General features: G+C 60.4%; 10 protein-coding genes. 8 read left to right on the top strand and 2 right to left on the bottom strand.

The window, feature by feature from the left end; all coding sequences use genetic code 11:
• Window positions 1–6: 6 nt before the first annotated feature.
• Window positions 7–1,227: a glycosyltransferase family 4 protein gene (locus ON753_RS13645; protein WP_265963184.1), complete on the bottom strand. Its 1,221-nt coding sequence runs from the start codon at window positions 1,225–1,227 to the stop codon at window positions 7–9.
• A gap of 49 nt (window positions 1,228–1,276) precedes the next feature.
• Window positions 1,277–2,494 carry a glycosyltransferase family protein gene (locus tag ON753_RS13640; protein ID WP_265963183.1) on the bottom strand — a complete coding sequence of 406 codons (1,218 nt, stop codon included), beginning with the start codon at window positions 2,492–2,494 and terminating at the stop codon, window positions 1,277–1,279.
• 266 nt (window positions 2,495–2,760) lie between these two features.
• Here ON753_RS13640 and ON753_RS13635 point away from each other — a divergent pair, with 266 nt between their 5' ends.
• The 8 genes from ON753_RS13635 to ON753_RS13600 all read left to right on the top strand — a co-directional run bounded on the left by ON753_RS13635 (window position 2,761) and on the right by ON753_RS13600 (window position 12,763).
• The gene (locus tag ON753_RS13635; RefSeq protein WP_265963182.1) at window positions 2,761–5,343 is read left to right on the top strand and encodes an ATP-binding cassette domain-containing protein; all 2,583 of its coding nucleotides are present in this window, start codon (window positions 2,761–2,763) and stop codon (window positions 5,341–5,343) included.
• A 102-nt stretch (window positions 5,344–5,445) separates the two neighbouring features.
• A complete protein-coding gene (locus ON753_RS13630) occupies window positions 5,446–5,904 on the top strand; it encodes a cyclic nucleotide-binding domain-containing protein (protein ID WP_265963181.1) in 459 nt (152 codons plus the stop codon).
• A 10-nt stretch (window positions 5,905–5,914) separates the two neighbouring features.
• On the top strand, window positions 5,915–6,739 hold the full coding sequence (locus tag ON753_RS13625) for an MBL fold metallo-hydrolase (protein WP_265963180.1): 825 nt from the start codon (window positions 5,915–5,917) through the stop codon (window positions 6,737–6,739).
• 445 nt (window positions 6,740–7,184) lie between these two features.
• The gene (locus tag ON753_RS13620) at window positions 7,185–8,339 is read left to right on the top strand and encodes a helix-turn-helix transcriptional regulator (RefSeq protein ID WP_265963179.1); all 1,155 of its coding nucleotides are present in this window, start codon (window positions 7,185–7,187) and stop codon (window positions 8,337–8,339) included.
• 412 nt (window positions 8,340–8,751) lie between these two features.
• Window positions 8,752–9,846: an adenylate/guanylate cyclase domain-containing protein gene (locus tag ON753_RS13615; RefSeq protein ID WP_265963178.1), complete on the top strand. Its 1,095-nt coding sequence runs from the start codon at window positions 8,752–8,754 to the stop codon at window positions 9,844–9,846.
• Window positions 9,847–10,136: 290 nt separating this feature from the next.
• The gene (locus tag ON753_RS13610; protein ID WP_265963177.1) at window positions 10,137–10,904 is read left to right on the top strand and encodes an SDR family NAD(P)-dependent oxidoreductase; all 768 of its coding nucleotides are present in this window, start codon (window positions 10,137–10,139) and stop codon (window positions 10,902–10,904) included.
• Window positions 10,905–11,035: 131 nt separating this feature from the next.
• Window positions 11,036–11,521, top strand: coding sequence for a hypothetical protein (locus ON753_RS13605; protein ID WP_265963176.1), 486 nt, complete (start codon window positions 11,036–11,038; stop codon window positions 11,519–11,521).
• On the top strand, window positions 11,522–12,763 hold the full coding sequence (locus tag ON753_RS13600; RefSeq protein WP_265963175.1) for an HlyD family secretion protein: 1,242 nt from the start codon (window positions 11,522–11,524) through the stop codon (window positions 12,761–12,763).
• Window positions 12,764–12,765 lie beyond the last annotated feature (2 nt).

The following is a 12,765-nucleotide window of genomic DNA, read 5'->3' as shown; positions in this document are numbered from 1 at the left end:
TCTTCCTCAGAGCACTCTTCGCAGTTTTTCCGTCAGACGGTCGAGGCCCGGATCGGTCGAGAAGTCCCTGCGCACCAGGTCCGAGGCAGCAAGGCCGAGCGCATGGCGACGCTTTGGATCCTGGATAAGGCCTGCCATCGCCTCGGCCAGCTCTTCCGGCCGGCCGGGTGCGACCAGAACGCCGGTCTCGCCATCCCGGATCAGCTCCGGGATGGCGGAAACGCGGGTGGACAGGCAGCACAGCCCCATGGACTGGGCCTCCATCAGCACGTTCGGCAGGCCGTCCCGGTCACCGGTCCTGGCGAGCTTGGAGGGAAGCACGAAAAGATCGGCCGGCCGGCAGGCGTCGATCACTTCCTCCCGTGGCCGGGCTCCTCGCCAGGTGATCCTGTCCGACAAGCCGAGCGCCTCTGCCTGGGCTTCCAGGGCATCGGAGAGCTCCCCGCCGCCGATATGGGTGAAATGCCACTTCAGGTATTTGGGGAGTCTGGCGAGCGCTGACAACAGATCGTCATAGCCCTTCTTTTCCACCGCCCGGCCGACGGAGACGATGCGCACCGGCTCGCTGCTGCCGTCCCTGGCGGACGCGGTGCCTGAAGGGAGGGGAAAGCCGGAAAAGTCGAGGCCGTGATAGAGCAGTTCGATCTTGTCGGGCTCGTCGGAAAGGCCCTTCAGATACTCGGCATTGACGCGCGTGCAGGTAACGCCCCAGGCGGCATCGTTGATCTTGGTTCTCAGATCCCATTCCGGACTGGTCCAGATGTCCTTCGCATGGGCCGAAAACGACCAGCCGCGCCCCGAAAGATGCGCCGCGTAACGGGCCGCAGAACAGGGCGTGTGGAGATAATGGGTGTAGATCCATCTGATGTCATCGGGCAGCTCGTGGGCAAACACGCAGCCCTGCGCCCACCGGCGCCGCCGGTCCGCGTTCGGCTGCCGGGCGAAATCGGCGTCGAAGGCCGCCTTTGCGGTCTCATAGGTCGGCTGTTTCTCCGCCCATCGTTTTGCCCGTGCCACGCGACCGGGGTCGTCCTTCACATATTCCGGCAGATACATCACCTCGGCCGAAATCTGCCGGTGCAGTTCGTGAATGTAAGGGTCGTAGGGTTTGCGCAGGGCAACGATCACAATGCCGATGCCGCGCCGCTCCAGGCCGAGGATCTCCTGGGCGATAAAGGTCTCGGACAGGCGCGGATAGCCTTTGACCACAACGGCGATTCGGGACATCGGTTGGCTCCGGGAAGATTAAGGGCGCAGATGGCGCGGCCGGTCGGGTTCAGAAATTGACCAGCTTGCGTCCCACATCGGACATCTGTTCCTGGAAGATCTCTTCCACGCGCGTGCTGATGACTTCAAGCCCCCCGAGAAGATTGTCGACACCGGCGCAAGACGGCGCAGCCATGTCCGGAAGTTCCGAAAGGGCGGTCGCCATCAGGTCCGGATCGGGATAGCGGTCGATCGGCAGCACTTTCAAAAGGCCGCTTTTCTCGGCCCTTTCCGCACGGATCGCCTGTTCCCGGCGCGGAATGATGCGCGGCACCATGAGGGTGGGTTTGTCGAAGGACAGGATCTCGCAGAACGTGTTGTAGCCTCCCATGCCGATAATGGCGGTGGCGCTGGCAAGATAAGGTTCGATCTGCGGCGTGAAACGGATGATCTCCACATCGCGCAGATGCTCGGCGCGCTCCGTGAACTCGGCGGCAGCGGCAGCCGGCATGAACGGACCCAGGACGATCAGCGCGGGAAACAGCGGTCTTTGGCGGGTCTCGTAGGCGCGCATCACCCAGTCGACCATCTCGACGCCGTCCCCGCCGCCGCCGGGCGTGACCAGCACGTAGGGTTCTTCGCCGAAGGGTGAGGGAGCCGGCTTGTCCATGACCGATTCCGGCATGTCGCGACGAAGATATCCAGTATAGCGCAGCTTCTCGCTCACGCCCTCCGGCAGGTCGATCCCTTCGAGGGGATTGCAGATGTCCTCAGGTCCGTAGACCCAGATCTCGTCATAGAGGTCCTTGAGCGCCGGATAGACATGCTTGCGCTCCCATTCGTCCCTCAGGACGACCGGATCGTCCATCACGTCGCGCAGACCGAGAACCAGCCGGGTGCCGGTGTCCTTGAGCGCTTCCAGCGTCCTGAGCACTTCGCCGCGCAATCCGAGCGGTTCCTTGTCGACGAGGAAGATATCCGGGTCGAAGACCTTCGCCGTGTGTTCGATGATCGAGGAGCGAATCGCCAGGGTCTGGTCGATGTTGATATGCAGCGAAAGCGGCGTGTATTCGCCGTTGCGCAACTTGATCACCCCTGGAATGCGCACGAAATCGACGCGGGTGCGGAACTCGAAACTGCCGATGATCGGTGATCCGGACAGGATCAGAACGGACAGCGTATCGAAGTCGCCAACCAGCGACTGAGCGATCGCGCGGCAGCGTCTGAGATGGCCAAGCCCGAAGGAATCGTGGCTGTAGATCAGGATCTTCGGTGTTCTGGAACTCATACTGCCCCTGGATTGCTGAAGCTGGCGCGAGGCACTTATGTCTCAGTTGGCCGGCCTTTGTCACGCCCGGTTGTGGCATGACGTGAAACTTTTGACGAGGAACGGTCGGATGACCCTTTCAAAATCGCTGTCGCAAATGCTAATCCTAGAGCGAAATGAGTTTAGATTGAACCGTTTCACTCTGTCTGGCGGTTCGTTCCGGAGCGCTAATATACCAAATATGATCTGCTTGCACATGTTTGATCCATGTCTATTTGGATGAACTAATGGAAAAAAGCCTATTTAGTTTTATTTGGAAGTACAGCGCACGGCAGCAGATCTTCATTCTCCTGGTTACCGTCCTCAGCTATCCGGTGGTCTACGTCCTGCTCGAACTGCCCAAGCTGATCGTCAACGATGCGGTCCAGGGCGATGATTTTCCCCGCACCATAATGGGCTTTGAGTTCGACCAGATTCCTTACCTGGTTCTGCTTTGCTTCACCTTTCTTGGCCTGGTGGTGGTTTCCAACGGGCTGAAATTTTTCCTGAACATCTACAAGGGGCGCCTCGGCGAACGGATGCTGCGGCGCCTGCGTTTTGAGCTGTTCCAGCGCGTCCTGCGCTTCCGGTTGCCGCATTTCCGGAAAGTCAGCTCCGGCGAGATCATCCCGATGATCACGTCGGAAGTCGAGGATGTAGGCGGCTATATCGGCGAGGCCTTTGCCCTGCCGGCCTATCAGGGCGGCATGCTCGTGGTCCAGATCGGCTTCATCTTCATGCAGGACCCGTTGCTGGGGCTCGCGGCAATCAGTTCCTATCCGATCCAGGGCTATGTCATTCCGCTGCTGCAGAAGAAGGTGGTCATTCTGTCCCGCAAGCGGGTGAGGAACATCCGCGTGGTCGCGGACAAGGTGGGCGAGAGCATTGCCGGCGTTGCCGAGATCCACGCCAATGACACGGCCGCCTGGCATTCCGCCGACCTTTCCGACCGTCTCTACCAGAACTTCAGGATCCGCTATGAGATCTTCAACAGAAAGTTTCTCATCAAGTTCCTGAACAACTTCATGAATCAGCTGACGCCGTTCTTCTTCTATCTGATCGGCGGCTATCTCGTGATCGAAGGCAATTTGAGCATCGGCGCGCTGCTGGCGGTGGTCGCGGCTTACAAGGATCTGGCGGGACCGTGGAAGGAATTGCTGTCCTTCTACCAGATGACCGCAGATGTCAGCGTCAAGTACCAGACGGTCGTGGAGAATTTCGACCCGCCTGATATCTACGATACGGAGCGTCTGACCGCGGACGAGACGGTCGAACTCAGCGGCGATCTGAAGTTCGAGAATGTCAGCTTTTCCGGCGGCGCCGCCGGTCAGGAAGTCATGGACGTATCGATGACCGTTCCCGCAGGCAGCGCCTGTGCGATTGCCGGGCCCGATGGCTCGGGCCGTTCGGAGGTGCTGCAACTTGCCGCGGGGCTGGTCTCGGCTTCGTCGGGCAAGATCTGCATCGGCAATCACGACTTGGCCAAGCTGACCGATTCCACGCTCGGCCGCGAGATCGCCTATGTGGGCGGCGCGGTTCACGTGTGGACCGGCACCATTCGCGACAACCTCTACTACGGACTGCGCCACAGGCCGCTGGTTGCGCCTCAGCGCGAGGGCGAGGACCTCAAGGAATACAAGAAAAGGCTCAATGAAGCCAAGGAGACGCGCAATCCGCTCTATGACCTCGAGGCCGACTGGAACGATCTGGAAGCTGCGGGCGTTGAGCGTGCGGACGAGCTTGATGAAAAGGCACTGGAACTGCTGGAGGCGGTGTCGCTGGACAAGGATATCTACCGACTTGGGCTCCAATCGCGATTCGATCCCTCAATGAACGACACGTTTGCCGAGAAGATCCTGAACGTACGGAAGAACCTCGCAATCCGGATCGCGAACGAACCGGAGCTCGGCGGCCTGGTCGAGCTGTGGCATCCGGACCGGTTCAACGCCAGCGCAAGCCTCGCGGAAAATCTGTTCTTCGCCGTTCCCTCCGATCCCGATATCACGATGGACCAGGTGCCGGAACTGGAGGAGGTGAAAGCCTTTCTCGCCAAAACGGGCTTTGACGACAAGTTGCAGCAGATCGGCCTGAAGATCGCCGAAACAATGCTCGAGCTGTTCGCCAACGTCTCCGGCGACAGTGGGCTTCTCGGCGCGTATTCCTTCATCACCCAGGAAGAAATTCCGGACTTCGAACGGATCGTTCGTATCGCCAAATCCGATCAACCGCGGCCCGGCCTGACCGTCGCGGACAGGACCAGGCTCAGGGGACTGGCCTTCAAACTGGTTCCGGCGCGCCATCGTCTCGGCGTGATGACCGACGAGCTTCGCGACGAGATAATCTCCGCCCGCAAGCAGTTTTTGTCGCAAGTCGTCGAAAACAACCCCGGATTTGTCGCCTTCGATCCGGATATCTACCTGCCGCCGCTGACCATCGAAGACAATCTCCTCTTTGGCCGCGCGCGCGTTGACCGCCGGGACGCCCGCAGGCGCATCGATGACGTCATCCGCACCATCGTGGAGGAGACCGGATTGCGCCGGCCGATCATCTTTGCCGGCTTCGGATATCACGTCGGTGTGTCCGGATCCCGTCTGTCGGCAGGGCAGCGCCGGCGCATCGCGCTGGTGCGAGGTCTACTGAAGAACGCAAAAATCACCATATTGGATGATATTGCCACAGGTATGACTGAAGACGACAAAGACCTGCGCCGCAGTCTGCAGAGAATACTCGAAGGCAAGACTTTCCTGTTCGGTACGTCCAACACGGAAATTGCGGCTGAATTCGATCAGTCTTTCGTTCTGGACCAGGGACGAATTTCAGATAAAGAGTAGGGATATGGCGGTGAATACTCGAATGCAGTCGGACTGCAGGTCACCATCCTGTGGTCGCAAGAAAATAGGCCGGAAGATGGGCAGCGTGTCCGGGAGAAGAAAATGACACTGGAAACGGAAGTCGAAGCACTGCGCAAGGTGCCGCTGTTCCATGGTATCGACGAGACCAAACTGCGTCTCCTGGCCTTTATCAGCGACCGGACGGAATACCCCGCCGGCGAGCGGCTCTGCTCGCAGGGCGAGGAGGGCGACTGCGCGTTCATCATCCTTTCCGGCGCAGCGGATGTTCTGGTGAATACGCCGGAAGGCGAGAAAAAGGTCGCCCAGGTTTCCGAAAACTCCATCGTCGGCGAAATAGCCATTTTGTGCGATGTGCCGCGAACCGCCACACTGGTGGCCGCAACGGACATGGATGTTCTCACAGTTTCGAAGGACGACTTTTTGAAACTATTGAAAGAATTTCCGGATATTTCGTTGGAGGTCATGCGGACGTTGGCCCTGCGGCTCGAGCGGACAACCCGAGATCTGGCGGACGCGCGCCGGGGAGTTGCAGGCGGTTAGGGAGCTATACGTGACAGAGGAATTTTCGCTTCGTTGCTGGGGCGCGCGGGGATCCACCCCGACACCCGGGTCGAACACACTTCGATACGGAGGCGAAACCTCGTGTTTCGAAATCCGCGCTGGAAACGCCCTGTTGCTCGTCGATTGCGGATCCGGCGCTCGAAATCTCGGCATGGAGCTCTGCAGGCGCGGGGCGCGCGCCTTCGACCTGCTGTTCACGCACACTCATCTCGACCACATATGCGGGCTGCCGTTTTTCAAACCGGCCTACGATCCCAGGTTCGCGGTGACGGCCTGGGCCGGGCATTTTCAGGACGAAACCAGTCTGGTCGACATTGTCAGCCGGGTCATGTCGCCGCCGATTTTCCCGGTCGCCGCCAAGACGCTGAAAGGCGTGGAATTCAAATCCTTCACCGCGGGCGAGCAGATCCCGCGCACCGACGATCTCGTCATACGTACGATCCGTCTCAATCATCCCGGCGGCGCCTGCGGCTATCGCTTCGAATATCACGGCAAATCGATCTGCATCATCACCGATCACGAACATGGCGATCCGGAAGTCGATGCTGCCCTGCCGAAATTCGTGGAAGGCGCGGATATCATGATTTATGACGCCATGTTCACCGATGACGAATACGAAACGTTCAGGGGCTGGGGACATTCCACGTGGCAGAAGGCGGTGCAGCTAGCCAGGGAAGGTCATGTGAAGACGCCGGTCCTGTTCCACCACGACCCGCGCCGTACCGATGACGAACTCGATGAGATCGGGCTTGCCGCCAGCAATGCCTATGCAGGAACGCTGGTGGCCAGCGAAGGCATGATCCTGCGGCTGTAGTCTTGTACGCCCTGGTATCCTTCGGATCGGCCGACGCAGTCGAACTATGCCTGTGCACCCCGGATGAGCGGACCTTCGAGCGGATCTGATCGCACGTCCTGCGGCTGGTCGGTTGCAATGGGTCGGGCGGCCCTTGTGCGGCCCGGGCCGAACGCAGGACCCGGAAAAAAAGGCGGCCCAAACGGCCGCCTGAAAAAATACTATAGATTAAAAAATCAATCGCCCGCCGGTTGCAGGAATGCGGGAATCCCATGATTGCAACCGAAAAACAGCCATCCGCAACCCGAAGAGTCCGTTGCGATTGACCGCGCGATACGATCATTAGTTGTTTACAGCGTGTATACGTTAAGTGCATGGTCCATTTGGGCTATGCGGCAATAAAAGTTATGGTTGCAAATGTGGTTGCGGCTGCCCGGGTTTTGAGCAGAGGACTGCCGGGGGCATCGTGGTCATCGCTGTCGACAAATACATCGAACTGTCCAACCTCGCCGTGGCGGCGGCGGTGGATCCGGGCCGGTGGCAGCACTTTCTGGATGAAATGGGGCAGGCGCTGGGAACGCGCGTATTCACCCAGCTGATCGGCTATGATGGTCTCACCAAAGCCGCGCCGCTCACCAGTTCCTCCGGCTACGACCCGGACATTTTGCACCTCTACGAAACCCATTTTGCCGACAAGAACCCGTATGCCGCCAATTTCGCGAAATGCGCGATCGGCGACACCATCGCGGCGCATGAACTGTGCCCGCCGGATGTGTTGAGAAAGACGGAATTCTATTCGGAATTGCTCCTGCCCCATGACGATATTTGCGCCGGCGGCGGCGCGATGCTCGCTGCCGAGCAGCACCGGATGTTCCTGGTTGGCGGCAACATGCGTGAGAAGGACCGCGAAAAACATGAGGGTCAATGGTTGCAGCTTTGCGCCAGGCTCGCACCCAGCATCCGTCAGTCGCTGGAGATCAACCGGGCAATCTGCGGCCTCACCTTCGAAAAATGGGCGGCCGAGCAACACATGCTCGGAACGGGAACCGCGATATTCGTGGTCGATGCTGCCATGACGATCCACCATGGATGCAGGGAAGGACAACATCTGCTCGCCAACGGAACCCTGGTGGGCAGCGGGCTGGGCCGCCGCCTCCACTTCCACTCGGAGGAGGCTCAAAGGCGGTTTACCGCACTCGCGCGTGTTCAGTCGAAGGGAGACCTGAATGTCCTGAACAGCTGGCGGCTTGCCGACCAACACGGCCAGTCCTGGGTCTGCCGGGCCATGGGCATGCGGCTGGGGGATCTGGACGAAACGCCCTTCGGGCCCTTTCTGACGAAGTCGATCTCGGTGATCCTGTTGGCGATCAAGCCCGAAGCCAGCCTGGCAACGCTCCAGCTCAGGTTGCAGGAAGTCCTCGGATTGAGCCAGGCGGAGGCCGAAACCAGCCTGATGCTGGCCGACGGCAGGACCCCGGCGGAAATCGCGGCAAGCCGGCAAGTCAGTCTTCACACCGTCCGCAATCAGATCAAGGCCGCCCTGGCCAAGTCCGGCTGCCGGCGGCAAAGCGAACTGGTTCGCAAGATCGAGCAAATCCGGCTGCACGGGTTGTCGCTTTAACCTACGCTGGTGGGAGGCGGATCGCTGATGGTTCCGAACCCGTTCACGCGCTGTCACATTCCCGTTCAGCTTATTGCGCATTTTCCGTCCAGAGTGGAAACTCCGGACTTGTTGAAGATCCGGGTCACATGAGCTCATTTCTGGACACTTTGCGCTATCTCTTCCGCGGCGGCCCGCCGGAAACCGGTTTGCCGGATCGGGTGCGGGCGGAAATCCGTGCCCGTGAGGCCACATCGGAACGGCTGATCGGCTGGATGCAGCTGGCTCTGGTCCTATTTTTCTCCGTCCTCTATGCGATCGCGCCGCGGGCGGAAGGATCGGCCGGTTTCAACTTCGTTCCGATTGCACTCGCAAGCTATTTCCTGTTCACCGTTTTCCGGCTGGTTCTGTCCTACCGTTTCGAGCTGCCCCGGTGGTATCTGCTGATCTCGATCGGCGTCGACATGGCGCTACTGGTCGGGCTGATCTTTTCCTTTCACATTCAGTACAACCAGCACCCGACGTTCTACCTGAAGACGCCGACATTGATGTACGTCTTCATCTTCATCGGCCTCAGGGCGCTCCGGTTCGATCCGCGTTTCGTCCTGACAACCGGTCTTGTCGCCGTCGTGGGCTGGCTGGGATTGGTGTTCTATGCGGCTTTCTCGGATATGGACCACATGCGGGTGACCCGCAACTATGTGGAATATCTGACCGGCAACACGATCCTGATCGGCGCGGAACTGGACAAGACCATGGTCATCTTCGCCGTGACCATCATCCTTTCCGTCGCGCTTTACCGCGGCAGGTCGATGCTGTTCGAGGCAACGCGCGATCATGCGGCGGCGATGGATCTGCGCCGGTTCTTTGCACCCGAGGTTGCCGCCTCGATCACGAATGCCGACAGCGAGCTTCAGGCCGGAGAGGGAGTCTGCGCGAAGCGGCGATCCTCTATGCCGATATCCGTTCGTTCACCTCCACGTCAGCCACGCTGCCGCCGGAAATCGTTCTGGCTGTCCTGGCCGAATACCAGAACATTGTCGTCGACGCGATCAGCCAGGAGGGCGGACGCGTGGACAAGTTCCTGGGCGACGGCATCCTGGCGACCTTCGGCGCGGTCCAGCCTTCCAGCACCTTCGCCGCGGATGCGCTCAGGGCCGCTTTGCGCCTTTTGGAAAGCGTCGAGGCGAACCAGGAGCGGTTCGTCGCCGCTGGCTGGCCGGGCGTGTTGCGGATCGGAACGGCGGTGGCCGCCGGCCCGGTGACGGTTGGTGTGATCGGTTCAAGGAACCGGCTGGAGTTCACCGTCATAGGAGATGCGGTCAACCGGGCCGCGAAACTCGAGGACGCCAACAAGGCGCAAGATTCCAGGGGACTGACGGACAGGACCACCTGGGACCTGGCCTGCCGGCAGGGTTTTGGGTCCGCCTTGATCGAAGAGCGGCCGGGTGCGCAGGTTACCGGTCTCAAGCAGCCGCTCGATCTGGTCGTGCTGGCTCAGGATACGGTCCGCTCCGGATCCATCTGAAGGACGTAAAAACGTCTGCGGGCCCGCAGCTCCAAAGTCCGTAACCGTTACGCCGGCATCGGCCTGCGAACTTTTCCTCGCCGTCTTGAGGCCAGCGCTTTCAATTTTGTGAGCCCGTCCGGATTTGTCCCCTCGGGCGGTCGCCGGTTGCATCTTTCAGCAAGGGCCAACGCAGGCGCGCTTGACCGGCGCGTCATTCTCGGTCAATTTGCCGGTCAAAATTGACGTTTTCGTCAATTAGGAGAATTAAATCCATTATTTTCAATGGATTGCTTTGATTGGAGGCTGTGATGAAACTCGATTCAACCCTTTCCGCCATCGTGACAGGCGGCGCATCGGGACTGGGGGCCGCGACGGCCCGGATGCTTGCTGGCGAGGGTGTGCGGGTTACCGTGTTCGACCGCAGCGCGGAACAGGGTGAGGCGGTGGCCGCCGAGATCGGCGGCGTGTTCGCCAATGTCGACGTGACGGACCAGGCCAGCGTCGCGGCTGGTTTCGAAAAGGCGCGCACCGCACATGGCCAGGAACGGATTCTTGTCAATTGCGCCGGCATTGCCCCGGTGGCCAAGACCTCCTCGCGGGGCGAGCCCCATCCGATGGACATGTTTGAAAAAGTGATTGCAGTCAACCTGATCGGCAGCTTCCGCTGCCTCTCGATCGCGGCGACCGGGATGGCCGGGCTCGAGCCATGCACCCGGGACGGGGGACGCGGCGTGATTGTCTCCACCGCTTCGGTCGCGGCTTTCGACGGTCAGGTCGGTCAGGTCGCCTATGCTGCGTCCAAGGCGGGCGTTGCGGGCATGACCCTGCCGGTCGCCCGCGATCTCGCCAAATCCGGCATCCGGGTAATGACGATCGCCCCAGGCATCTTCGAAACGCCTATGCTGCTAGGGCTGTCCGAAGACGTTCAGCAGTCCCTGGGCCAGCAGGTGCCGTTTCCCTCGCGTCTCGGAAGGGCGGCCGAATACGCCCAGCTGGTCAGGTCCATTTGCGAGAACGACATGCTCAACGGCGAAACGATCCGCCTGGACGGCGCCATCCGCATGGCGCCGCGATAAGTACAGGCATCGCGCGATAAACTCTTCTGCGACGCATTTTATTTGCACACGGATGCCGATTGCAGCTTAAATGTGGCGTGGCGAAGCTCGGGTTGTTCCGGAGGGGTGCCGCAGGCGAACTGGGGTTTGGAATGGCTGAGAATACGCATGAACTTGCGCCCGAGCATCTGCCGGCGTTCTTACCGTCGATGGAAGGAAGCGATCCGCTGATGATGATCATGCTGGCCGTGCTCATCATCGGTGTTGTCCTGTTGGGGACGTTCTACCTGCACCTTCATTCCTTGCCGGAGCGCCTCGCGCACAAGCATGGCCGGATGCATTTTGAGCTGGTTGCCGTGCTCGGCCTTCTCGCGCTCTTTACGCATAACAACATCTTCTGGGTTGCCGCCCTCCTGTTGGCATTCGTTCAGGTCCCGGATTTCGTGTCTCCGCTTGGCTCGATTGCGAATTCGCTGAGCCGGATGGCCAACCGGCCTGATGTTCGAAGCGGCATTGGTCCGGAGCCCTTGAGGGAGGCAAGCGAGCCGGACAGCCCGGCGGAGGAGCGCGATGCCGCGGCCCCGGCAGGTGAGACGGCAACGGACACTCGGCAATCCGCACCCAGGCAGGAGGCATAAATGTTTGAACTTCTGTTCTGTTCAGTGCTGACGATCTTGCCGGACTTTCTTTACCGCCGCTATGGGCAGGGCAAACGGATCGGCCACGAGATCACGCTCTACTCGGTCTGGTACGAGCTGCGCTACGGCATCGTCACCTGCCTGATGCTTACGGTGGCGCTGATCACACTGGTTTTCTACTTTCACCCGACCGCCACGAGTGCGGTTTCCGCGTTTCGCACCATCGCGATCCTGCCGGAAGGTTCGGGCCGCGTGGCGGAAACCTACGTACCGGTCGGCCTCGAATATGACGTCAAGGCGGGAGATCCCATCTTCAAGCTGGACAGCAGCCGCCAGCAGGCTGCCGTCGGCACGGCGCGGCAGCAGGTTGCCGAACTCCAGGGAGAGATTGCGCTGGCAACGGGCGAACTTGCCGTTGCCACCGCGCAGGTCGAGCAGGCACAGGCAGCCTTGAAGCAGGCCCAGGATGAGTTCGACACGAGACAGGAGTTGTTTACCCGCAACGCCAGCGCGGTCAGCGTGCGGGATGTCGAAAAACTGCAGACCACCGTGGAAGCCATGACGGGTGCCATGAAAGCAACGGAGGCGAACAGGGACCTGGCCGAAACCAAGATCAATGTGTTCTTGCCAGAGAAGCTGAAAAGCGCGCAAGCGCGGCTGGCCGAGGCGGAAGTGGAACTGGCGAAAACGACTGTCTATGCCGGTGTTGACGGGACGGTCAGTCAGTTTGTGCTGCGGCCTGGCGACATCGTGAATCCGATCATGCGCCCGGCGGGGATCTTGATCCCCAAGGACGCTCAAAACGAACGGTTGATCGCGGGCTTTGGCCAGATCGAAGCGCAGGTCTTGAAAGTCGGCATGGTGGCCGAGGCGTTTTGCGGCGCCCAGCCTTTCACGATCATACCGCTGGTGATCACAGAGGTGCAGACCCAGATTGCCTCCGGACAGGTGGCTGCGGGCGGTCAGCTTGTCGACACCAGCCAGACCGTAAGGCCGGCGTCGATCACTGCCGTTCTGGAGCCGATCTACAAGGACGGTCTGAAACGACTGCCGCCCGGCGCGGTTTGCAGCGTGAATGCCTATACCAGCAATCATGACCGGCTGAGTTCAGGCGAGCCGCTTGGAACAGGGGAGTTCATCTACCTGCATGCGATCGATGCGGTCGGGCTCGTTCACGCCATGCTGCTTCGTGTCCAGGCCCTGCTATACCCTGTCCAGACGCTGGTCCTGAGCGGGCATTGAGT

The sequence above is a fragment of the Roseibium salinum genome (genome assembly GCF_026240905.1).
GTDB lineage: Bacteria > Pseudomonadota > Alphaproteobacteria > Rhizobiales > Stappiaceae > Roseibium > Roseibium salinum.
This window is presented reverse-complemented; position numbering and strand designations above follow the sequence as displayed.